At 73.0% G+C, this 22,430-nt stretch carries 21 protein-coding genes; all 21 read right to left on the bottom strand.

The window, feature by feature from the left end; translation table 11 throughout:
- Positions 1-75 precede the first annotated feature (75 nt).
- Positions 76-795: a prepilin-type N-terminal cleavage/methylation domain-containing protein gene (locus VF647_25160; GenBank protein ID HEX8455393.1), complete on the bottom strand. Its 720-nt coding sequence runs from the start codon at positions 793-795 to the stop codon at positions 76-78.
- Positions 792-1,181, bottom strand: a complete 390-nt coding sequence (locus VF647_25155; protein HEX8455392.1) for a prepilin-type N-terminal cleavage/methylation domain-containing protein — start codon at positions 1,179-1,181, stop codon at positions 792-794. The genes VF647_25160 and VF647_25155 overlap by 4 nt, the downstream gene beginning before the upstream one ends.
- Complete coding sequence (locus tag VF647_25150) at positions 1,171-1,722, bottom strand: type II secretion system protein (GenBank protein ID HEX8455391.1); 552 nt, start codon at positions 1,720-1,722, stop codon at positions 1,171-1,173. The genes VF647_25155 and VF647_25150 overlap by 11 nt, the downstream gene beginning before the upstream one ends.
- Entirely contained in the window at positions 1,719-3,437 is a 1,719-nt protein-coding gene (locus tag VF647_25145; protein HEX8455390.1) for a secretin N-terminal domain-containing protein, read from the bottom strand. The genes VF647_25150 and VF647_25145 overlap by 4 nt, the downstream gene beginning before the upstream one ends.
- Positions 3,434-3,964, bottom strand: a complete 531-nt coding sequence (locus tag VF647_25140; protein ID HEX8455389.1) for a hypothetical protein — start codon at positions 3,962-3,964, stop codon at positions 3,434-3,436. Before VF647_25140 ends, VF647_25145 begins: the two co-directional genes overlap by 4 nt.
- A 127-nt stretch (positions 3,965-4,091) precedes the next feature.
- Complete coding sequence (locus VF647_25135) at positions 4,092-4,754, bottom strand: GspMb/PilO family protein (GenBank protein ID HEX8455388.1); 663 nt, start codon at positions 4,752-4,754, stop codon at positions 4,092-4,094.
- Positions 4,751-6,091 carry a PilN domain-containing protein gene (locus VF647_25130; protein ID HEX8455387.1) on the bottom strand — a complete coding sequence of 447 codons (1,341 nt, stop codon included), beginning with the start codon at positions 6,089-6,091 and terminating at the stop codon, positions 4,751-4,753. Before VF647_25130 ends, VF647_25135 begins: the two co-directional genes overlap by 4 nt.
- 67 nt (positions 6,092-6,158) lie before the next feature.
- Positions 6,159-7,361, bottom strand: coding sequence for a type II secretion system F family protein (locus tag VF647_25125; protein ID HEX8455386.1), 1,203 nt, complete (start codon positions 7,359-7,361; stop codon positions 6,159-6,161).
- Positions 7,362-7,367: 6 nt separating this feature from the next.
- The gene (gene gspG / locus VF647_25120) at positions 7,368-7,799 is read right to left on the bottom strand and encodes a type II secretion system major pseudopilin GspG (GenBank protein HEX8455385.1); all 432 of its coding nucleotides are present in this window, start codon (positions 7,797-7,799) and stop codon (positions 7,368-7,370) included.
- A 508-nt stretch (positions 7,800-8,307) separates the two neighbouring features.
- Positions 8,308-9,786 (bottom strand): GspE/PulE family protein, encoded by a 1,479-nt coding sequence (locus VF647_25115; protein HEX8455384.1) that lies wholly within the window; start codon positions 9,784-9,786, stop codon positions 8,308-8,310.
- Positions 9,776-11,788, bottom strand: coding sequence for a hypothetical protein (locus VF647_25110; GenBank protein HEX8455383.1), 2,013 nt, complete (start codon positions 11,786-11,788; stop codon positions 9,776-9,778). Before VF647_25110 ends, VF647_25115 begins: the two co-directional genes overlap by 11 nt.
- A gap of 409 nt (positions 11,789-12,197) precedes the next feature.
- Positions 12,198-13,121 (bottom strand): diacylglycerol kinase family protein, encoded by a 924-nt coding sequence (locus VF647_25105; protein HEX8455382.1) that lies wholly within the window; start codon positions 13,119-13,121, stop codon positions 12,198-12,200.
- 93 nt (positions 13,122-13,214) lie between these two features.
- Positions 13,215-14,618 (bottom strand): glucose-6-phosphate isomerase, encoded by a 1,404-nt coding sequence (locus VF647_25100; protein ID HEX8455381.1) that lies wholly within the window; start codon positions 14,616-14,618, stop codon positions 13,215-13,217.
- 97 nt (positions 14,619-14,715) lie between these two features.
- Entirely contained in the window at positions 14,716-15,492 is a 777-nt protein-coding gene (locus tag VF647_25095; protein ID HEX8455380.1) for an MBL fold metallo-hydrolase, read from the bottom strand.
- 88 nt (positions 15,493-15,580) lie between these two features.
- The gene (gene pyk / locus VF647_25090; GenBank protein ID HEX8455379.1) at positions 15,581-17,002 is read right to left on the bottom strand and encodes a pyruvate kinase; all 1,422 of its coding nucleotides are present in this window, start codon (positions 17,000-17,002) and stop codon (positions 15,581-15,583) included.
- 399 nt (positions 17,003-17,401) lie between these two features.
- Complete coding sequence (locus tag VF647_25085; protein ID HEX8455378.1) at positions 17,402-18,685, bottom strand: M48 family metallopeptidase; 1,284 nt, start codon at positions 18,683-18,685, stop codon at positions 17,402-17,404.
- 79 nt (positions 18,686-18,764) lie between these two features.
- Positions 18,765-18,962: a hypothetical protein gene (locus tag VF647_25080; protein ID HEX8455377.1), complete on the bottom strand. Its 198-nt coding sequence runs from the start codon at positions 18,960-18,962 to the stop codon at positions 18,765-18,767.
- Between the two features lie 87 nt (positions 18,963-19,049).
- The gene (locus tag VF647_25075) at positions 19,050-19,829 is read right to left on the bottom strand and encodes an NAD-dependent deacylase (GenBank protein ID HEX8455376.1); all 780 of its coding nucleotides are present in this window, start codon (positions 19,827-19,829) and stop codon (positions 19,050-19,052) included.
- A gap of 5 nt (positions 19,830-19,834) precedes the next feature.
- A complete protein-coding gene (locus VF647_25070) occupies positions 19,835-20,197 on the bottom strand; it encodes a hypothetical protein (GenBank protein HEX8455375.1) in 363 nt (120 codons plus the stop codon).
- Complete coding sequence (locus tag VF647_25065; protein ID HEX8455374.1) at positions 20,194-21,750, bottom strand: amidohydrolase; 1,557 nt, start codon at positions 21,748-21,750, stop codon at positions 20,194-20,196. The genes VF647_25070 and VF647_25065 overlap by 4 nt, the downstream gene beginning before the upstream one ends.
- A 477-nt stretch (positions 21,751-22,227) precedes the next feature.
- Positions 22,228-22,430 (bottom strand): response regulator (locus VF647_25060; protein HEX8455373.1); only part of this gene is annotated, 203 nt, incomplete at its 5' end.

Genomic DNA, 22,430 nt, shown 5'->3' with positions numbered 1-22,430 from the left:
GCCGCCCAGCGCGCGCGGGCGCCGGCGCGGGCGTTGGCCACGGCGCGCTGGTCGGCGCGCACGGTGCCGTGCAGCTCAACCGCCAGCGCAGACGCCAGCACCAGCACCCACAGCACCGCAATCAGCGCGAATCCCCGTCGTCCGCGTGCCGTCATCCCTTGTCTCCTGGTTCGAATCCGAGTGGAGCGCCGCCTTCACCGGCAGCCGCAGCGGCCCGGGGAGCCCGTCGCCGCGCGGGTCGGCCGCGCGCTCCGGGGGCGGCAGCAGCCGCAGCTCCACCGCGTCGGGGAGCTCCGCCGGCGCGGACCACCAGTCCACCCAGCGGTCCACCCCCTTGACGTGCGTGCGGTAGCGCACGTCCATCCCCGCCGCGCCCGGCGCGACTTCCAGCGTGTCCGTGGCGCCCCCCTCGATCATCCCGATCTCCGCCAGCAGCCCGTGGCGCGGCGCGGAGAAGCGGCGTTCCACCCAGAGCCTTACGCGGCGCGGGCCGGGGTGCAGCGTCCCCCCGTCGCCCACCACGAACGACAGCTCGTCCGCCGGGAGCTGCCCGTCGCGCCGGTCGACGCCGCGAAAGGGTCCGCCCTGGTCCAGCGTGGCGGCCCCGGCGAGCCACGTCGTGAGCGCCTCGCGCGCGGCGACGGCGGGAAGCACGCGCTCCCTTTCCCTCACCACCCGGTCGCGCGACGCAGACACGGAGAGCAGGATCCCGTACGCCCCCGCCGTCACCGCCCCCGCGATGGCGAGCGCGACCACCACCTCCAGCAGGGTGAAGCCCCCGCGCCGCGCCCTCACCGCCGCACCTGGGGGAGCATCCCCGGCCGGTGGAAAAAGGTCTCCAACGAGTATGCCCCGCCCTCCCACTCCACCCGCACCGCCGCCTGCACCAGCGCGGGCGATCCGGCGGCGGGCCTCAGCAGCGCGCTCCACCGATACCGCGCAAAAGGTGGCGCAAAGGTGCCGCGGCGGGTGGTGAGGTAGAAGCCCAGCGAGTCGAGGGGAAGCAGCGAAAGCTCCTCCATCCGCGACTCGGCGAGCGGCACCGCGTTCAGCCGCGCGGCGAGGTCGCCTTCGGAGCGCACCCCCGCCGTCACCGACTGGAGGAGCGGCACGAGCGCTACGCCCAGCAGGAGGAGCGCGACCGCCGCCTCCACCAGGGTGAAGCCGCGGTTACCGCGCATGGCGACGCCCCGCGCCGGTCCAGGGATCCACCGAGAGCACCAGCCGGTCCGCGCCGTACTCGATGGTCACGCGGTCCGACCGGGCGCGGCCCAGCGCGTCGAACCGTACCATCGTCTCCCGCCCGTTGCCGCCCGTCAGCCGCGCGCCGGAGGGGAGCGGAAGGATGCCGGCGCGCAGGGTGTCGGGCGCCTGTTCGTCCTCGGGCACGGTGATGGCGAACCACGCTCCCGTCTTCGCCTCCAGCACCACGTCCACCGGCATTCCGCGGCGAGCGGCATCGCCACGCGCCTCGCGCCAGGCGCGCATCAGGGCCTCGGCGGCGGCGCCGGTGCCGCGCTCGTTCGAGGGCCGGAACGCGGGCACGGTCGCCGCGAGCGCGATCCCCACAATGGCGAGCGCCACCATCAGCTCGATCAGCGTCATCCCGGCGCGGCCGTAACGGCTGGGCTCACGCGGAGGCGCGGAGACACGGAGGAGCTCGCGGAGTTCTCTCTGCGTCTCCGCGCCTCCGCGTGAGGCCGCGGTTCCCTTCCCCGTCACCGCGGCTCCGGCCCGGGGGGCGTCGGCGCGGGCGGCGGTGCGGGCGGCCGGGGAGGCGGCGTCGTCCGCGGGATGAACCGCTCGGGAAGACCCGGCGGGCGCTGCCCCGGGTTCGCGGGCGTCCTGGGCGCGGGCTGCGCCGGCGTCGTGCCCGGAGCCTGCGTGGCGGGCGCCGCCGGTGTGGCCGGAGCGCGGCGGGCGGCCGCGGAATCGGCGGGCTCCCAGAGGAGCGGGATCGAGTCGCCCAGCGCACGATCCAGCCGCGGCGCGCGCTCGCGGACCCGCGCGGTGGCCTCTTCCACGTCCTCGTCCGTGCGCAGCACGTGCGGGATCAGGAAGAGGAAGAGCTCCGTGGTCGTGTTCCGCCGCTGCGTAGAGCGGAAGAGGTTACCCAGCACCGGGATGTCGCGCAGGAAGGGGATGCCGGTGTTGGCCGTGGTGCGCTGCTGGTCCACCAGCCCGCCGATCACCACCGTGTTTCCGTCCTTCACCAGGAGGCGCGTCTCGGCCTCGCGGGTGCTGATGACCGGCGCCCCGAACTGCGTCTCCGCGGTGGCCGTGTTGACCTCCTGGAGCACCGACATAGTTACGTAGCCGTCCGGGTTGATGGTGGGCCGGATGGTGAGCTGCGTCCCCACGTCGCGGTACTGCACCACCTGGTCGCGCACGGCCCCGTCGGTGGGCAGGGCGCGGGAGATCTGGATGAAGGGGCGCTCGTCGCCCACCAGGATCCGCGCCTGCTCGTTGTTCTGCGCCAGGATCACGGGGCGCGAAAGAATCGTCACCTCGCCCGATGCGGCCAGCGCGCGCAGCACCACCTCGGCACGGACGGCGCCCAGCCGCATCACGCGCAGCACCACGTCGCCCGCCGACCCGCCGGAGAGCTCGCCGCCGATGGTGGCGCCGGTGCGCGGCTCGAGCTGCTCCGGGATGCGTACGTCCACGCCGAGCCCGAACTGCCGGTCGCGCCGCACCTCGGCGATCAGCACCTCGATCAGCACCTGCAGCGGACGCGTATCCAGCTCGTCGACCGCCGCGCGGATCGTCTCGTAGTCGGCCGCCGTGGCGCGGATCAGCAGCGCGTTGGTGCGCGGGTCGGGGACGATCTGCACCCCGCCCTGGAGCTGTGCGCTGACGGAGCGGTCGGTCGGGCGCGCGCCTTCTTCGGTCGTTCCGTAGCGCCCGGTGCGCAGCTCCTCGGAGAGGGAGCGCACCTCGCCGGGGGCGCCGCCGCCGCGGTCGCCGATCCCGAAGAGCGCGCCCACCGAGCGCGCGATGTCCTCCGCCGGTGCGTGGCGGAGGCGGTGGACCCACACGCGCATCTCACCGGGGGGTACGCGCTGCACGCTCCCCTGCACCGGCTGCTGCTGTCCCTCCCCCGCCCCCTGGGCCGAGACGACGCGCAGCAGCCCGCCGCCCTCGTCCACCAGGTTGAGCCCGTTGGCGCGCAGCAGGCTTTCCAGGTAGCTGCGCAGCATGCTGGGCGGCACCGGCGCGCCCGTACGCAGCGTGACCGGCCGCGAGGGGAGCTCGCCGAAGACCACGTTGAGCCCGGCCGCCTCGGCCAGCGCCGCCACGGCCAGGCGCATGTCGGTGCCCTGGAAGTCGATCTGCACCCCCTGCGCGGTGCGCTCCACCCCGCCGCCACCCTGCGCGGCCGCGGCGCCCGGCAGCACGATGAGGACGGCCGCCGCGGCCCAGAGTGCGCGCCTCACTGCGCCACTCCCGCCGGGGTGGCGCTGGTGCGCAGCACGACGGTGGTGTCCGAGCCGGTGAGGGTGGCGGTGCCGGGACCCACGCGCGCCAGGCGGTAGCCCCCCAGCGACTGTCCCACGCGCAGCACGCGCCCCTGCCCATCCACGCCGGCCACCACGGCCAGCCCTCCGCCCGGGAGCACCACCGTCCCCAGCAGGCGGAACGACGCCGCCGGCGAGGGACCCGCCGGGGGCACGTACGCCGCCGCCGGAGCCTGGATCGCCGTGCCGACCGTGATCCGGGGGGGCGAGCGCCGCCGGTCCGCCCGGAAGGGGTCGCGCGACACGGCTGCCAGCACCGCCGCGTCGGACCCGCCCCCGCGCCGCGCGATACGCGGCATGGGCAGCGGCTTGGCGGCGCGCGCGGAGGTGGGAAGCGGCTCCAGCCTGCGCGCCCCCGCCGCCTCGCTGGCGCACAGCGCCGCGGAAGCGACCAGAAGCCCGAGCGCGGCGCGGTTGGCGGTGGTCCACCCTGCAAAGAGCCTCATTCCATCTCCACGGATTCGGTGTGCACTTCCAGAACGGCTGGCCTCACGCGGAGGCGCGGAGACGCAGAGAGAACTCCGCCCTCTCTTCCGCGTCTCCGCGTCTCCGCGTGAGCCATGCGGTTGAGGATCATCGCGCGGCTCCGGCGCCGGCGTCCCGCAGCGTGTCGGCCGCGAGCGTGAAGCCGGTGGCGACGAAGCGGAAAGAGATGGGAGCGGGACCTTCCGGCGGCGGCGTGGCCGGGAGAAAGGCGTTCGTCGCGTACGATGCCCCCGCCGCGGGCGTCCCGCGCGACATCGACTCCAGCCGCAGCTCGCGCACCTGCACCAGCTTGGGCCCCGTCTCCAGCAGCCGCAGGAAGGTGAGCACCTCCTGCAGGTCCGCCTCGCCGCTCACCACCACCGGCAGCGCCGTAATTCCGGCGCCGGCGTCGCGGGTGGTCGCCGGCTCCACCGAGCGGAGCGATGCGCCGCCCATCCCGGCCAGCCGCCGCAGGTAGCCAGCGAGGGCCGCGGCCGCCGCCCCGTCGTCGCTGCCGCCGATCAGGCGGGGAGCCTCGCCCAGCAGCCGCTCGGCGCCCGCGCGGAACTCCTCCGGATGGCGGCGCGCCCCGGCCACCAGCGCCAGCTCGCGCTCCAGCAGCGCGCGCTCCGTCCTCACCCGCTCGCCCGTGTCGGATACCGCGTCCAGGTAGGGGCGGACGCCGAACGCCCACGCCAGCCCCGGCAGCAGGATCATCGCGCCGATGGCGACGGCGCGGCGGTCGCGCGCGTTCAGCCGGGGCGCGTTCATGGCCGCGACTCCCGGGTGGCGGCGATGTCGAAGCGCTCCCCCGCATCCCCCGCTTCCCAGCGCACCGGCGCCGCCAGCGCCACCCGCGCCAGCCGCGGCGAAGCCTCCAGCGCCGGCACCACCGACGCCGCCGAGCGCGCGATCCCCCCCAGCCGCACGCTCACGGAGTCGGCCGTCAGGGTGGTGAGGTGCGCGGAGTCCGGAAGGGCGCGGGCCAGCGCGGCCACCTCCGCCGTCCACTCCGGCGCGTCGCGCTCGAGGGCCGCGAGCGCGGCGAGGCGCATCCTCACCTCGTCCACCCCGGCGCGCGTCTCGCGGGCGCGGCGCACGGCGGGCGCGATCTCGGCCCTGCGCGCCAGTACCGCGTCCAGCTCGCGCCGCAGCCCGTTCAGGTGGAATCCGGCCGCGATCAGGAGGAGGAGCGCCGAAGCCGCCACCAGCACCACGTTGCGCCGCCGCTGAAGGCGCGCGCGGGCGCGCACCATGGCCGCGGGCATGAGCTGCGGCACGGAGTCGCGGGCCAGCGCCGCCCCCAGCGCGAGCACCGCCTCGGCGGGGATCTGCTGCACCCCTGCCGCGGCGAGCGGGGGAGGCGCATCGGCCCGCCGCGAGAGGGCGTCGCGAAGGGCGAGGTCGTCCTCCGCCGCCCCGCACACCACCAGCCCGTCGAGCGGCGACCACTCCGCCGCGGGGCGCAGGGTGGCCACGACGCGCTCCGCCAGCGACGCCGCGTCCTCCGCCGGCCCGGCGGCGAGGGGATGGACGGCCTCCAGCGTCCCCTCGCGCAGGATCACCACCTCCACCCCGGCCTGCGTGCGCGCGACGACACCCACACGCCCGCGCCGCGCCGCCGGCACCCGCGCGCGCACCGCCTCCGCCAGCGCGACCGCGCCGGGGACGATGCGCCCCAGGGTGAATCCGCACGCCTGCGCCGCCGCGCCCACGGCTTCGACGATCGCTTCCGGCGCGACGACGGCCAGCGTCGCGGCCGGGGCGCCGGCGCGGACCCGTTCCACGCGCACCGCATCGGCCACCAGCGACTCGTCGCGCACGGCGAAATGGCGGCGGGCGTTCTTGGCCACCAGAGCGCCCAGCTCCGCCCTGCGCACCGGCGGGAGCGGGACGACCTTGGCGTGTCCCAACCGCCCCAGAAGCGCCACGTCCAGCGTGCCACCCGACGCGCCCAGCGCCGCCGCCAGCGCGGCGAGAGCCTCGTCCAGCTCCGGCCAGCCCCCGCCGCGCGTGGCGGGCGACAGGTCGCTCTCCAGTACTTCGGGGATGCGCGCCGCCGGCCCGCTCGCCGCCACCATCCGCTCAGGCGCCAGCGCGATCGCCAACTGTACGCGACGTGGCGGTTTGCGGTCGGTCGAATCGGCTCGTGTCATCTCAATCCGGTCGGATGGCTCAGGGCACGTTCTGGATGCCGTAGATCGCCTGCAGGAGCGAGAGGGCGACGAAGCCCACCGCGCCGCCGAACGCCACGATCATCACCGGCTCCACCAGGCGAAGGAGGCGCTCCAGCGAGCGCTCCACCTCGCCCTCCATGGCCTCGGCGGCGCGCTCCAGCATCTCGGGAAGGCGGCCGCCCTCCTCCCCCACTTCCACCATCTGCAGGAAGGAGAAGGGGTACACGCCGCCACGGCGCAATGAGACCGCCAGCCCGTCGCCCGCGCGCACCTCCTCGCGCACCCGCAGCACGTCGGCGGCGACGGCGGCATCGGACTGGGCCTCGGAGGCCGTCTCCAACGCGGGGAGGATCGGCATCCCGCTGCGCAGGAGGGTCGAGAGCGCCCGCGCCAGCCGCACCGCCGCCACGCTGCGCCGGATCTTCCCCGCGACGGGCGCGCGCAGGAGCGCGCGGTCCACGGCGTGGCGCCCTTCCTCGGTGGCGCGGACGGCCGCGAGCGCCGCGGCCAGCAGCATCGGCAGCATCAGCAGCGCGGGCCACCAGCGCCCCACGAAGTCGCCCGTCGCCAGCAGGAGCGCGGTGGAGCGCGGGAGCTGGGAGCCGGTGTCGGCCAGCAGCTCCACGAAGCGCGGCAGCACCTGCACGAAGAGCGTCGCCAGCGCCGCGGCGCCCACCAGCACCATCACCGCCGGGTACAGCATGGCCGATGCGAGGCGCGCCCTCAGCGCCTGCTCGCGCTCCAGCTGCACGGCCAGGCGGTCCAGCGAATCGGCCAGGTAGCCGCCGCGCTCCCCCGCGCGCACCATCCCCACGGCGAAGCGGGGGAAGATGTCGGGGTGCTCGGCCATCCCCTCGGCCAGCCGCGCCCCGCCGCGCACTCGGGTGCGCACCTCGGCCACGGCTTCCGCCACGTCGTTCCTCCCGGCCACGCGCGCCACCGCCCCCAGGGCGCGGTCCAGCGGAAAGCCGGCGGAGAGGAGCGTGGCCAGGTAGCGGATGGACTCCACCATCTCCGCGCGCTTTCCGCGCCCGCCGCCGCGGCGCTCCCCCGCATCCCGCGCGGGGGCGGGCGCCACCTCCAGCGGGTACAGCCCCCGCGCCCCCAGCGCGCGCTCCAGCGCCGCGGGCGAAGCCGCTTCCTCCACGCCTTTCAGCGTGCGGCCGGCCGCGTCGGCGGCGCGCCAGGCGAAGGAGGGCACGGCCTGCTACCGCGCGGAGATGTCGGCGTTCTCGCCCTCGCCGCCCTCGCGCGCGTCGCGCCCCAGCGTGAGGAGCTCGTAGCCGCCGGCGTCCTCACGCGCGGGGCTGCGGTAGACGTACGCGGCCCCCCACGGATCCTTGGGCACGTCGCGCTTGAGGTAGGGCCCTCTCCAATCGCGCGGCACGGGGGCCGTCTCCGGCCGCTTCACCAGTGCCGCGAGCCCCTGCTCGGTGGTGGGGTAGGCGTCGTTGTCCAGCCGGTACGCCTCCAGCGCCGACCCCAGCATCTCGATCTGCGCGCGCGCGGTGCTGTCCTTGGCCCTTCCCACGTGCCGAAACACGTTGGGCGCCACCAGCGTGGCGAGCACCGCGATAACGATGATCACCACCAGGATCTCCACCAGCGTGAACCCCGCCGTCTTTCGGGTGTGAGGCATCGTTAATCGGGTTGGTGGGGTGCGAAGTGCCGAGTGCCGAGTGCCGAGTGCCTAGTGCTAAGTCCTAAGTGCTAAGTCCTGAGTGCCTCCGAGCCCCCCATTCTGTCATCCTGAGGGAGCCGCCACACCGGCCTCCACGTTGCCTCCCCACTGCCGCGGCGACCGAAGGATCTAGCCGGCGAAACGCGAGGACCGCGAAACCTTTACGAACCCCTCGCCACGCGTATTAGATCCTTCGCTCCGCGCCAGAGTTCCGAGATCGGGCGAGTGCGGTGCAGCGCGTCGCTCAGGATGACAAAATATGGCTCCCACCAGCCCGCTTCAGCGGGCTTCGCGTGGTTCCAGCCGGGGGATTCATCCCCCGGGGGTTCGGATGCCGGCGTTCCGGCGCTCGACGCCCGGCGTTCCGCGCCCATCCCCGTCCGCCATCCGCCATCCGCCATCCGCCATCCCCACCCATTCCCCATTCCCCATTCCCCACCCCCCACCCCCCACCCCCCACCCCCCCTCACGCCACCCGCAGCACCTCTTCCGGCGTCGTCACCCCCGCCGCCACCTGCCTCCATCCATCCGCCTGCAACGGCCGCATGCCGCGGGCGAGTGCCAGGCGGCGCAGGCCGTCGGCGCCGGGGCGCAGGAGGAGCTCGGCGCGCAGCTCGTCGTCCACGCGGAGGAGCTCGTAGATCCCCGTGCGGCCCCGGAAGCCGGTGCCGCGGCACGATGGGCAGCCGCGCCCGCGCAGGGCCCGGGAGGCGGGGTAGCCGGCCTCCGCCATCCCACGGGCGACCGAGGGATCGATGGGCCCCGGCTCGGCGCAGTGGGCGCAGACGCGGCGCACGAGGCGCTGGGCGAGCACCGCCTCCACCGTGCTCGCCACAAGGTAGTCCGGAACGCCCAACTCCACGAGCCTCGTGAGCGCGCCCGGCGCGTCGTTGGTGTGCAGCGTGGAGAGAACCATGTGCCCGGTGAGCGCCGCCTGCACGCAGATCTCCGCCGTCTCCGGGTCGCGCATCTCGCCCACGAGCAGGATGTCGGGGTCCTGGCGCAGGATGGAGCGCAGCGCCCGCGCAAATGTCAGCCCGGCGCGCGTGTTGACCGGAACCTGCGCCACGCCGGCCAGCTCGTACTCCACCGGGTCCTCCACCGAGACGATCTTCTCGCGCCCCGTGCGGATGCGGTCGAGGAGGCCGTACAGCGTCGTCGTCTTTCCGCTCCCGGTGGGGCCCGTGGCGAGCACCACGCCGTGCGGGCGCCCCGCGAAGCCGAGCAGCGCGGACAGCGTGTCGGCCCCCATCCCCATCCCCTCCAGCCCGATCCGCTCCCCCTCCGTGTCCAGCAGGCGCAGCACCACGCTCTCCCCGTGCAGCGTGGGGAGGGTGGAGACGCGCACGTCCAGCTCGCGGTCGCCGGTGCGAAGCCGCACGCGGCCGTCCTGCGGAAGGCGCCGCTCGGCGATGTCCATCTCCGCCATGATCTTGAGGCGGCTCACGACGGCGGCGCGGAGCTGCGCGGGAGGGGCGGGCGCGGGCTGCAGCACGCCGTCCACGCGATAGCGCACGCTCATCCCGCGCGCCTCGGCCTCCATGTGCACGTCGCTGGCGCCGGCCTCCACCGCCTCGGTCAGCAGCAGGTTCACCAGGCGCACGACCGGCGCCTGGTTGGCCATCTCCTCCAGGTCGTGCGTCCCGACGTCGCCGTCGTCGGAGCCGCCGGCCATCCCGGCGATCATCCCCGCGGCGGTGTCGTCGTGCCCGAAGGCTTCGCGCACGGCCTGCAGCAGCTCGTCCTCCGCCCACTCGCGCAGCGCCACGCGCGCCCCGAAGAGCACCTCCAGCTCCGCGACCGCCTGCGGATCCGGCCGTCCGGCGAACGCCACCACCACGCCCTCGTCGCCGCGCGCGAGCGGAAGGAGGCGGTGCTCCTCCAGGTACTCGCGCGTCACCCAGTCGCCGGGACGCTCGATGGGGACGCCGGACTCAGCGTGCACCGTCTGCCGCCCCCGTGGTGCGGAAGAGGATCGGCGCGCGGTCGCGCAGCCGCACCCCCTGCGACGGGATCTCGAAGGCCAGGTAGACGATCCCGTCCTCGGGAACCTCGACCTCAACCTCGTACGTGCCGTCGCCCAGCGGCTTGCCGGTCATGCGCCGCTGCCACCCGGCGGGCGATGCGAGCTGCACCCCCAGGTCGTCCAGCGCGGGCACCGGCGATCCGTCGCCCGCGCGGGTCACGCGCAGGAGCACCCGGTTGCTCCCCACCCGCAGCACCGGCTCGCCCACCGCCGCGATGCGCACGGCGTCCGCCCGGTGCATGGCCGGGTCGGTGACCACGGTGAAGGCCTGGCAGCCGAGCCAGTACGGCTCCTGGATGCGCATCACCAGCTCGTAGTCGCCGCTGCGCTCCAGGCTCACGGTGGCCTCGTAGACCCCCGGCGCCGTCTCGCGCACGCCACGCGCCACGGTGCGGATGGCGCGCGGCTCGAAGGTGTAGGTGGTTACGCCGCCGTGGGGCACGGGCATACCCTCCATGTAGTGGAAGAGGTAGACCATCCGCTCGCGCGGGTTCGCCACGTACAGCGCATCGTGCATGCCGGGCGCGGGAACCATGACGTCGCCCAGCGCGCCGTTGCCCACCGCGCCGGGCGCGCCGCCGCCTGCGGGGAAGTAGTCGTGCGGCCCCATGGCGCCCGAAGTCGGCTCGTTGAGCGGCACCAGCGCCACGCTCGCCGTCCCCGCCGCGCGGATGTACGCGAACGAGGGGGAGAAGGCCACCTGGTCCGGCTCCGGCGCGCCGCTCAGCGTGCGCACCACGCGGCGGTCGGCCACGTCGTAGATGGAGAGCTCGCCCGCGCCCGGGTTGAGGACGAAGAGGAGGCGTTCGGCGCCCTTCACCGGCTGCGCGCCGTGCCCCGCGTGCTCCTCGCTGGCCTCGGGCGCGAAGCGGAGGGAGCGGATCCCCGGGCGGAAGGCGATGCGCTCCACCGGCGCGTCCCGGGCCGGATCGACCACGGACACCGAGCCGTCCGTCTCGTCCGCCACGAAGAGCGCGTTGCGGTTGGACGACCAGGCCAGCGCGGCCGGCGCCGGGCCCGTCTTCACCTGGCGCACCGCGGCGCCGGTCGCGGCGTCCAGCACCGTAACCGTGCCCGCGCCGCGCGCCGCCACGAAGGCCCAGCGCCCATCCTGCGAGAACGCGAGGGTCTTCTGCCCCGCGCCGGCCTGCGCGCGGCTGACGACTTCGAGGGTGCGCGGGTCCATCACCATCACCCCCGCCTCGTCGCTCACCCAGATGCGTCCGTCGGGCGCGCGGGCCGCGCGGTCGGGGCGTGTGCCGGTCTTCACCAGCCGCTCCATCCGCCAGGTGAGCGTGTTGATGACCGCCACCGTCCCGGAGTCGGGGATGGTGACGAAGAGGCGCCGGTCGTCCGACGTCGCCGCCCAGTCCGCGCCCGGCGCGGGAAGGGGGACGGCCGTGAGCATGCGCGTCCTGCCGAAGCCCTTCACCGGGTCCAGCACCGCCACGTGCGGCGAGCGCGCCAGGACGGCCACGTAGTGCCCGTTGAGGTCGTCCACGGGCTGGCGCACGTTGATCTGCCCGTGCTTCACGTGCAGCGTTCCCTCGGTGAACGCTCCCACCTTCTGCTGGCAGACCGCGGCGCCGCTGGCGGTGCGCACGTCCACCCACGCCAGCGGGTGCAGCCCCGTGATGGGACGCCCGGTGGCGCGGTCGGTGATGCGCATCCTGATCTCGCCGCTCTCCCGCTCGTGCACGGTGCCCGCGGAGCCCGGCGCCCTTCCCGTGGGCCCGAACGAGAAGTCCACCGCCACCGTGTTGGATGGAACCGGCGGCGGCGTGTTCGAGGGAGCAGGCGCGGACGGCACGGGCTGCGCCGTCGCATGCTCGTGGTTGTGCTGGGCCGCCAGGGGTGCCGAGCCGAGTGCCGCCGCCAGTACGAGCGGCAGGGTACGGAGGTTCGCCGAGGGTGCTCTCACGGGAAGTACCTCGTTGGGGAACAGTGTAAGCAGTCGCTCTGGAATGGCCAGATCCTAAACACGCATGTTCTTTCGCAGACGCAAAAGGGGCGGTGCACTACCGGGCTGCTTTCCGGCGATGCCACCCGGGAGTCTACAAACCCTATGCAGACCCTTTTGCCGCCCTCCGCATGCAGTTCGAACGACTATATACGACCTGATCCATTCGCGCCAGTGCAACAATGTGCAGATTCGCTAGATGCGTTGTTCCGCAACGGCTTACGCGTAAACATCCGGTGTCGGCGGTGCGTGAGGCGGGAACGTCGGCGTACACGCCCGCGCCGGTCTGCGCGCGTTTCAGGCCAGCATCTCCTAAAAGCGGCTGTCGTGGATCTGGCGGGTCCCCGCGTGGACGTGCGCCGCGGAGGCGCTAGGCGGGCACCAGCACGTGCGCCCCGGCCGGCACCGCGCGCACCGAGAGCGGAGTCACGCCGATGGGCTCGCCGTCAGACTCGGTGACGACGGGGGTGTCGGTCTCGATGTGGATGTCCGCGGCCTGCAGGTAGATGAGGCGGTCGTCGCCGGCGTAGCGGCGGCGCGCCATCCGCCAGAGCATGGCGGCCACGTCGGTGAGGTTTCGGGGCGCGAAGATGCACACGTCCAGCTTGCCGTCCTGGAACGACACCCCTGGCCCGATGCTGAACGCCACCGAGAGGAAGCGCGAGGCGAACTGCCCCATGTTGGCCACCAGCACCATCGCCGCGTTCACCTCCAGCGTCTCGCCGTCCGCCGTGATGCGGTACAGGGTGGAAGGCGGCGTGATGCCGGTGCGCAGGCCGGCGTACAGGTAGGCGCCGAAGCCCCAGCGGTCCTTGAGCTCGCGCGTGGCGGCGGCCATGATGGCGGCATCCCACCCCGCGCCCGCCGTGACGGCGAAGTAGCGACCGTCCGCCAGCCTCCCCAGGTCGATGGCCGCAGGGCGTCCGTTGACCACCACCTCCACCGCCGCCTCCACCGCCATAGGGATGCGCAGGTTGGCGGCGAGCTGGTTGCCGGTGCCCTTGGGGATGATCCCCAGCGGCACGCCGGTGCCCGCGAGGCCGGTGATGACCTCGCCCACCGTGCCGTCGCCGCCCACCGCCACCACCGCGCGGTAGCCGACGCGGGCCGCCATGCGCGCCATCTCCTCGGCGTCGCCGGCGCCGCGCGTCTCCAGGATGTCGAACCCCGCGCGGCGCGTGGCGAAGGCCCCGGCCAGGGCGCGCACGGCCCGGTCGGTGTTCGCCTGCCCCGCGGCCGGGTTCAGCACCACCAGGTATCGGGACGCGTACGGGTGCGGATCGGGCTCGGTCAAACTCGGCTGCTTGGACGCGGGAGGAGGGAGCGCGAAGCGCCGGGCCGCGAGTGACCCGGCGCCTCCAATTATACGCGCGGACGCGAATGCTTTCTAGCGCGCCGTCCAGTCGTCGCGCTTCGGCTGGCGCCCTTCCCACTCGGCACGCTGCGTCTCGAAGCCGGCGCGCCCCATGATGCCGTAGGTGAGCTGCTTGCCGAGCTCCACACCGGGCTGGTCGAGCGGGTCCACGCCGTACAGGTGCCCCGCGTACACGGTGGCGATCTGGAGGAGCATGAAGAGGCCGCCCACCGAGCGCGCGTCCACCCGCGGCAGCTCCAGCATCATGTTCATCCGGCCGCGGCGCGCGAGCGCGGCCTCGGTGGCCAGCATCTCGGTGCGCAGCAGGCCGCCCAGCGTGTGCCCGCCCAGGTACCCCAGCTCGCCGAGCTCGGGGTACACGCTGGGGATCTCCACGTCGATCTCGCGCTCCGCCTCGGCCAGGAAGGTGATCGTCTTGTCGAACGGCCCTTCGACGTAGAGCTGTACCTGCGAGTGCTGGTCGGTGGCCCCGAGCGACTTCACCGGCGTGGGCCCCGCGAACACCTCGTCGCCGCCGCGCGTGCTCTGCTTGCCCAGGCTCTCGGCCCAGAGCTGCCGGAACCAGTCCGCCACGTCGCGCAGGCGGTCGGAGTACGGCATCATCACGTGGATCGGCGCGTCGGCCTCCGTGTCCGCCAGGTACTGGAGCACGGCGAAGAGCCCCGCGGGATTCGCGCGCAGGTCGTCCGTCTCGCAGCGCTCGGCCATCTCGCGGGCGCCGGCCAGCAGCTCGCGCACGTCGATCCCCACCATCGCCGCCGGCAGCAGCCCCACGGCGGAGAGGACGGAGAAGCGCCCTCCCACGCTGGGCGGAATGGGGAGCGCGGAGATGTCCTCCTGCTTGGCGAGCTGGCGCAGGACGCCCTTCTCGGGATCCGTGGTGAAGAGGAGGTGCCGCCGGTACCCGTCGCCCAGCTTCTCCTGCAGCCGCTGCCGGACGATGAGGTACTGCGACATCGTCTCCGCCGTGCCGCCGCTCTTGGAGACGACGTTGAAGAGGGTGCGCCCCAGGTCCAGCCGGTCGAGGAAAGGCCCGATGGTGGCCGGGTCCACGTTGTCCAGCACGTGGATGCGGGGAAAGAAGTCGCGCTCCTCGTCGCTCAGCTCGTTCCACGACGGCTTGAGCAGGGCGGAGCGCAGCGCGATCATCCCCAGCGCCGACCCCCCGATCCCCAGCACCACGAAGTCGGAGAACGCCTGCCCCGCCCCCGCCGCGAACGCCTCGATTGAGGCGACGGTGTCGTCTTCCTGCGTGAGCCCAAAGAACCCCATCTCCCCTGAATCGCGCCGCCTCAGCGTATCGGCGTGCGCCTCGCGGAACCTCTCCGCCATCCCCTCCAGCGCCGCGGGCTCGATCCCCCGCCCGCCCAGTCGCGGGGCGAGCATGTTGTTGTAGTCCAGTACGATGCGCGGCATGGAAGAGTGCGTGAGTGCGTTAGTGCGTTGTAGGGGCAGCCCCACGTGGCTGCCCGTGCCCGCCGCTGCTCCGTCGCCAGCGAAGCGCGCCGGTCTCTCAGACCTCCACCACCAGCCCGTCGTACGCCCCGAACACCCCGGAGGGCAGGCGCCGGTCCAGCTCGGCCTGGCTCACGCGGTGGCTCAGGTGCGTGAGGTAGGTGCGCTCGGCGCCGACGCGGGCGGCGGCATCGACGGCCTCCTCCACGCTGAAGTGCGTGGGGTGCGGCCGGCCGAACCAGAGCGCGTTCAGCACCAGCACCCGCACCCCCCGCAGCGCCTCCTCGGTGCGCGGGGGAAGGAGCTTGCCGTCGGTGATGTAGCCCAGCGGCCCCGCGCGGAACCCCATCACCTCCTCGCGCCCGTGCGGCACGGGGAGCGGGAGCATCTCGAAGCCGGCAACCGTCGCGGGCTCGAACGCCCTCACCACGTGCAGCGCTCCCTCGGGCTTCGAAGTCCCCTCCAGCGGCCGCATCGTCGCGTCGAACACGTAGCGGAACCGGTCCCGCAGCGTCGCCGCGCACCCCTCGGACGCGTACACCTCCAGCGCACCGCCGCCGCGCTCCGAAAAGACGCGCAGGTCGTCCACGCCGTGCACGTGGTCCGCGTGGCAGTGCGTGTACCACACCGCGTCCACCCTCGCCACCCCGGCCGCGACGAGCTGGAGCCGCAGCTCGGGCGGCGTATCCACCAGCAGGCGCCTTCCATCCTCCTCCAGCAGGGCCCCGTGCCGCGTCCTGCGGTCGCGCGGGTCGGCCGAGGTGCAGACGTCGCAGTCGCAGCCGATCACCGGCACGCCGAACGAGGTGCCGGTGCCGAGGAAGGTCAGGCGCACCGAAGTCCTAAGTGCTTAGTGCTAAGTGCTAAGTGCAATCGCCCAGCCCACTTAGCACTTAGCACTTGGGACTCAGGACTTTTCGTCCTCACACCACCTCCACCTGCAGCAGATTCGTCGTCCCGGGCACGTGGATCGGGTAGCCGGCCGTCACCACCATGCGGTCGCCGGGCTGGCACAGGCCGCGGGCCACGACCTCGGAGCGCGCGTAGTTCATCATCTCCTCGAACGTCGACTCCGCCGAGCAGAGCACCGGGATCGTCCCCCACACCAGGGCGAGCTGGTTGTAGGTGCGCTCCGTGTCCGTGATGGCCAGGATGGGCACCGGCGGGCGGAACGACGACACCACGCGCGCCGTGGAGCCGCTGCTGGTGAAGGTGACGATCACCGGCGCCTGCAGCCGGCGGACCGCCTCCACCGTGGCCCCGGCGACGGCGCGCTCGGTGGGGGTGTGGCCGTCGGAGCTGGCGCTGATGGGCATGTCGTAGTGCGGCCCCGCGTCCATCACGTGCGAGTCCTCGATCTCCTGCGCGATCCGCGCCATCGCCTGCACCGCCTGCACCGGGAACTTCCCCGTCGCCGTCTCGGCCGAGAGCATCAGCGCGTCGGTGCCGTCGATGATGGCGTTCGCCACGTCCGAGGCCTCAGCGCGGGTGGGGCGCGGGTTCTCGATCATCGACTCCAGCATCTGCGTGGCGGTGATGACGGGGCGGCTGCTGAGGTTCGCCATCTGGATCATCCGCTTCTGCGCCAGCGGCACCTGCTCGAAGGGAAGCTCCACCCCCAGGTCACCGCGCGCCACCATCGCCGCGGCGGACGCGGCCAGGATCTCCTCGAGGTTCTCCAGCGCGTGCCCCTTCTCCACCTTGACCACGATCAGCGGCCCGCCCTCGGGAATGCGCCTCACCAGGTCCAGCACGTCCTCCGCCGTGCGCACGAAGGAGAGGGCCACGTAGTCCACCCCCTGCTCCAGCGCGAACTCCAGGTCGCGCAGATCCTTCTCAGTGAGCGACGGCGCGCTCACGCGGACTCCGGGGAGGTTGATCCCCTTGTTGGAGGTCAGCGTCCCGCCGTGGATCACGCGCATGGTGACGCGGGGGGGCGCCACCTCCTCCACGATCAGCTCCATCAGCCCGTCGGCCAGCAGCACGACGTCGCCCACCTCCACGTCGCCCGCGAGCTGCGCGTAAGTGGTGGGGAGCTCCTTCCCCTCCACGTGCTCCCCCTCGGGCGCAAAGGTGACGGCATCGCCGGGAGTCAGCTCCACGGCGTCGCCCAGGACGCCCACGCGGATCTTGGGCCCCTGCAGGTCGCCCAGCACGGCGATGGGACGCCCGACGTTGCGGGAGGCCTCGCGCACGTTGCGGATGGTTTCTGCGTGGCGCTCCTGCGTGCCGTGGGAAAAGTTGATGCGGGCCACGTCCATCCCCGCCTCGATCAGCGAGGCGATGCGCTCGGGCGACCAGCTTGCGGGTCCCAGGGTGCAGACGATCTTGGTACGTCGGTTCATCGGTCTCGCTAGTCACGGTTTGCGTGCGAGAGAGACATACTGCCCCCGGCGTCGCGGCGGGGGCAAGGGGCGACGAAAAACAGGTGCGTAAGTGCGTTAGTGCGTTAGTGCGTCCCCGCACCCGTAGGGGCGCGATTCATCGCGCCCGTGCCCGCCGCCACTCCGCCGCCCGCCCCGCCCACCGATGCCGGTCGTGTCTGCCCACCATCGCCGCCACCCCGACCTCCGCCCCTCCACACGAATCCCGTAGGGGCCGCCCCACGTGGCTGCCCGTGCCCTCCCCCGCTCCACCCGGGCCCCTTCACACCGATGCACGCGCACGCCCCTCCCCATCTTGCACCGGGAAAGGGCCCGCGCGATCACAACCGGCGACTGCGCACTCACGCACTCACGCACTTCCTACCGCCTGAACCGATCCGCATACCTCTGCTCCCCGCCCGTCTCCCACGGCCGATACGTGTTCGCGAACTCGATCCTCTCCCCCAGCACCGGATGCGACGCGCGGAACACCTTGTACAGCGTGCCGGGATAGGGCACGGCCAGGTTCTCCGCCTGGAGCTTGGCGAACGCGGTGGCGGCCGAGTGGTTGTCGTGCGTCAACTCCAAGCCGAAGCGATCCGCCTCGTGCTCGCTGTGGCGCGTCACCGCGTACAGCGCCGGCGTCGCCAGGAAGCTCACCACGCCGAAGACCAGGATCAGCAGCGGGTACGACGCGACATCCGAGAGCTGGTCGAAGCCGAATCGCTCCCGGTACCGCCCGATCAGCCACCCCGCCGACGCATGCACCGCGTACAGGCAGAGCAGGATCAGGAGCGAGATTACGCCCAGCATCATGAAGACGTGCTTCAGGACGTAGTGCCCCATCTCGTGCCCCATCACGAAGATCACCTCGCGCGAGTCCAGCTTCCTCAGCAGCGTGTCCCACAGCACGATCCGCTTGCTCCCGCCGAAGCCGGTGACGTACGCGTTCACCGCCTCCGTGTCCACGCTCTTGTTCACCTCGAACACGCGCCCGCCCTCGATCCCCGCCCGCCGCGCGGTGTCCAGGATCTGCGCCTCCAGCTGCTTGTTCTTCATCGGCCCGAAATCGTTGTAGAGCGGGTCGATGAAGATGGGGCTCAGCCACTGCCCCGCCACGATCAGCGGGATGACGGCCATCGCCGTGTACAGCCACCAGCGGCGCGGGCTCTTTTTCAGCAGGAGGTACGGGATCCAGAGCGTGGCGGCGAGCACGGCGAGCCCGACCCCCAGCGCTTTGGCCGCATCGCCGAACCACTTGCCGAAGCCCTGGTTGGAGAGCCCGTACGCGTGCTCGCGCACGAAGCCGCTGTAGTAGGCCAGCGGCAGGTCCAGAATCCAGGTGAGGAGCGAGAACATCACCCCGTACAGCACCAGCGTGAAGAACCAGTTGCGCCCCACCCTGCGCGCCGCGTCGCGCATCCGCGCGGAAAGGCCGCTGAACAGGATCACGGCCGGCACCAGGAAGCCCCAGAGGTTGCCGATCACCCAGAGCACGTTGCCGCTGCGGTGGTAGCGCACCGCCTTGGCGCTCGGCTTGGGCACGGGCACGTGCGCCGCCGCGGAAGCCTGCGGCTGGGCCGCGGGGGCGGGCGTCTGCTGGGCGTGCGCGGCGGGCGCCAGCGCGAGGACGAGGCACAGGAACAGCGTGCGGAGCCGGTTCATGACGGGGATCGTTGGATGGGATGAGGGCACTGCGGAAAGGGGTGGGCCGCGCGCTCGAGCGGCGCGCGGCCCCGGTCGGTCAGACCTGCGGCGGAAGCTCCTGCCCGCCCTGGATCTGGTGAAGGATGCCGTTGAGCATCTGCTCCCTGCGCTTGAGGGCTTCGCGGAAGTCGAAGTTGTCGGTCCCCGCGATCTCGTCGTGCAGGTCGGAAAGGTAAGAGCGAAGCGCGTCCGCCAGCAGGGCGGCGCCTTCCGTGTCGAGCGAGAGTTGGGTCATCCCAGCGGCTCCGTTTGCGTTTGGATGGGTCGTTCGGTCCAGTCCTTCCCCGCCCTCACGCAAACCGCGTACGAACCCGGCCGCGGCTCACCCCTTCCGCGCCCGCACCTCGTCCACCAGGCGCGGCAGGATCGTGCCGGCCGTACCCTGCAGGAACACGTTGGCGATGCCGGTCAGCTCGCTCGGCTCGGGATTCACCTCGATGACGAACGCGCCGTTCGACCGCGCGATGTGGGGCAGATCGGCCGCGGGCCACACCGTCCCCGAGGTGCCAACCAGGAGGAGGGCGTCGCAGCGGCGCGCATCGTCCCACGCGCGCTCCACCGCGTGCTTGGGCAGCATCTCCCCGAACCACACCACGTCCGGCCGCAGCGGCGACCCGCACGCCGGGCAGGGCGGCGGATCGCACTCGCCATCCTCCTCACCCGCGATGTCGCCGGAGACGGGATGGCCGGCGTCCAAGCAGCGGAGCCTGCGGATGTTGCCGTGAAGCTCCACCACGTCCTCGCAGCCGGCCACGGCGTGAAGTCCGTCCACGTTCTGCGTGACCACGGTGACGCTGGGCAGCAGTCGCTGAAGCTCGGTCACCGCGAGGTGCCCGGAGTGCGGCGCGGCTTCGGCCACGCGGCGGCGGCGCCACGCGTACCAGCTCCACACGCGCCGCGGGTTCGCGCGGAACCCCTGCTCCGTGGCGAGCTCCTGCGGGTCGAACTCCGCCCAAAGCCCCTCCATCGCATCGCGAAAAGTGGGGATGCCGCTCTCCTTAGACATCCCCGCCCCCGTGGACACCACCACCCGCCGCGCCCGCGCCAGCGCATCCGCCGCCGCGGCCATCACGTCCGGCGATACCAGGATCTTGTTCGGCATGAAGGCTACTCCGGTCTGAATTCCGCCGTAACTGTGATTGGCCCCAAAAGATTCCTATTGAACTCATCCAGGTCCTCGGCCGGGATCCAGTACTCCTCGTGCCCCCGGGCGCCCACGACGCGAGGAGTGTACCGGCTGAGAAAATCGGTCCGCACTTCGAAGCGCGTCACGTATCCAACGTGCCCCGAAGCGGCGTCGCGCGTGTTCCAGTCACGGGCGATCTGCGCGGCGTACGCCTCGTTCGTGACGGGGTAGAAGATGGGCTGGTGCGCCAGGCGCGGCGGAAAGGCCGTCCACCCGCTGTCGCGGATCAGCGCCAGCTCGGCCTCGCCCACGGGGCGCCAGAGCGTCGTAGTCTCGCCGCTCATACGCGGTGCACCACCTCTCCGCCGACCATCGTCAGCAGGCATTGCATCGTCCGCAGCTCGTCCGCCGGCACATCCAGCGGGTCGCGGTCCCAGGCGACGAGATCGGCGTGGTAGCCCGGGAGCAGGCGTCCCTGCCGCTCCGACTCGTTCGCGGCGAAGGCGGGCCCCTCGGTGTACGCTCGCAGCGCATCCTCGGCGGAGATGCAGTGCTCGGGGAACCATCCGCCCTCCGGCCCGCCATCCCACCCCCGGCGCGCGACGGCGGCAAAGAGGCCGGGGCGCGGATCGACCGTCTCCACCGGCACGTCGGAACCGAAGGCGAGCACCATCCCCGCGCGCTTCACCGCCGCGAAGGGGTAGGCGCCGCGCGAGCGCTCGTGCCCCCAGTGCCGCTCGGCGGCGGGGATGTCGGTCATCAGGTGCACCGGCTGCACCGAGGCCACGATCCCGGACCGGGCCGCGCGCTCCCACAGCTCGGGCGGGCAGAGCTGGAGGTGCTCGATGCGGTGCCGCATGGCGCGGGGCGGCGCCACGCTCCCCATTGCGTCGATCGCCAGCTCCACCGCCGCGTCGCCGATCGCGTGCACCGTGGACGCGATCCCCGCATCGGCCGCGCGGCGCACGTGGGCGCGGAACTCGTCGGACGCGAGGGTCTGGATTCCCCGCTCGCCCGTGCTCCCCTCGTACGGCTCGCGCAGCCACGCCGTGCGCGAGCCCAGCGCGCCGTCCAGGAACATCTTCACCCCGCCCAGCTTCAGCCACTCCCCCCCAAACCCGCTGCGCACCCCCAGCTCGATCGCCGCGTCCAGCCGGGCCAGGGGGATCGACTGCAGGACGCGCAGGCGCAGCACACCGTCCGCCTGCATCGACGTGAAGTCCTCGATCCCCGTCGTCTCCACCGAGTGCACGCCGGTTAGCCCCAGCGCGTGCACTGCGCTCTGCGCGTCCAACAGCGCCTCCCGCACCTCCGCCGCCGTCGGGACGGGAAGGTGGACCTCGGCGAGCCGCTTCGCCGTCTCCAGCAGAATGCCGGTCGGCTCCCCGGCCGCGTCGCGCACGATGGTGCCGCCCTCGGGATCGGGCGTGCCGCGCGTGATCCCGCACCGCCGCAACCCCTCCGAGCTCAGCCAAGCCGCGTGGATGTCGTGGCTCTCCAGGTAGCACGGCCGCCCTGAAACCGCCGCATCCAGATCGTCGCGCGAGGGAAAGCGCCCCCAGCGGTGCACGTCCCACCCGAGCCCCCTAATCCACCCCTCGCCCCCCGCCGCGGCCACGGCTGCGACGCCCTCCTCCAGCGTGCGCGCGGCGTTCAGGTCCACCCGCCGCCGCGCCATCGCCCAGAGCGTCAGGTGCACGTGCGCATCCGTGAGCCCCGGCGTCACGGTGGCGCCATCCAGCCGCTCCGTTCCGTACCCGGACTTGGCGGCCGCCCGCACCTCCTCCTCGCTCCCGAGCGCCACCACGCGCCCCTCGCGCACCAGCAGCGCCCGCACCGGCGCATGGTTCCCCAGCACGTGTATGCGATCCGCGACGACGATCAGGTCAGGCTGCATCGGGCGAGGCGAAGGAGGACAGTACGGGGCGGGCGCGGGAAGATGGGGGCGGGCGCGGGATGGGGCAACGGCGGGGGACCCGACCCTCACCCCCGGCTCGTTACACTCGCCTGCCCCCTCTCCCGATAACAGGAGAGGGCTGTGCCCTCTGTTATCGAGAGAGGGGGCGTAAATCGTTCTGACGTGCATAGATGCGGTAGGGGCGCGATTCATCGCGCCCGTGTTCGACGCTGCTCCGACACCCGCGCCAACGAACGAATACCGGTAGGGGCAGACCTGCGTGTCTGCCCACCCTTGCCCGAACCGCGTGCCCGCCCATCGCGCACCGTAACCCGTAGGGGCCGCCCCACGTGGCTGCCCGTGCCCCCCGCCGCACCGAACCCGCCCAATGCGCACCAACGCCCGCAAAACGCCCCTCCCCCGCAGTTTGGGGGAGGGGCCGCGAGGTGACGAGCGGGGGTGGGGGCCCTCGTGGGGCTACCCCTTCTCCGGCGCGGTGCGGAGGTGGCGCTCGATGGTGCGGAGGAGTGCGTGCGTGTTGATCGGCTTCAGGATGTACTCCGCGCAGCCGGCCTCCATGCACGCACGGCGACTCCCCGCGTCGTCGCGGCCGGTGAGGGCGATCACCGGGATGTCGGCGGTGGCGGGCTGGGCCTTGAGGGCGCGGACGACGTCCAGGC

It is taken from the genome of Longimicrobium sp. (genome assembly GCA_036387335.1).
GTDB lineage: Bacteria > Gemmatimonadota > Gemmatimonadetes > Longimicrobiales > Longimicrobiaceae > Longimicrobium.
This window is presented reverse-complemented; position numbering and strand designations above follow the sequence as displayed.

Excerpts from the sequence above, each read along its gene's own strand:
- VF647_25140 (HEX8455389.1), bottom strand. The coding sequence starts at position 3,964 with ATGAGGCTCTTTGCAGGGTGGACCACCGCCAACCGCGCCGCGCTCGGG.
- VF647_25135 (HEX8455388.1), bottom strand. The coding sequence starts at position 4,754 with ATGAACGCGCCCCGGCTGAACGCGCGCGACCGCCGCGCCGTCGCCATC.
- gspG (HEX8455385.1), bottom strand. The coding sequence starts at position 7,799 with ATGCCTCACACCCGAAAGACGGCGGGGTTCACGCTGGTGGAGATCCTG.
- VF647_25075 (HEX8455376.1), bottom strand. The coding sequence starts at position 19,829 with ATGCCGAACAAGATCCTGGTATCGCCGGACGTGATGGCCGCGGCGGCG.
- VF647_25100 (HEX8455381.1), bottom strand. The coding sequence starts at position 14,618 with ATGCCGCGCATCGTACTGGACTACAACAACATGCTCGCCCCGCGACTG.
- VF647_25080 (HEX8455377.1), bottom strand. The coding sequence starts at position 18,962 with ATGACCCAACTCTCGCTCGACACGGAAGGCGCCGCCCTGCTGGCGGAC.
- VF647_25065 (HEX8455374.1), bottom strand. The coding sequence starts at position 21,750 with ATGCAGCCTGACCTGATCGTCGTCGCGGATCGCATACACGTGCTGGGG.
- pyk (HEX8455379.1), bottom strand. The coding sequence starts at position 17,002 with ATGAACCGACGTACCAAGATCGTCTGCACCCTGGGACCCGCAAGCTGG.
- VF647_25070 (HEX8455375.1), bottom strand. The coding sequence starts at position 20,197 with ATGAGCGGCGAGACTACGACGCTCTGGCGCCCCGTGGGCGAGGCCGAG.
- VF647_25155 (HEX8455392.1), bottom strand. The coding sequence starts at position 1,181 with ATGCGCGGTAACCGCGGCTTCACCCTGGTGGAGGCGGCGGTCGCGCTC.
- VF647_25085 (HEX8455378.1), bottom strand. The coding sequence starts at position 18,685 with ATGAACCGGCTCCGCACGCTGTTCCTGTGCCTCGTCCTCGCGCTGGCG.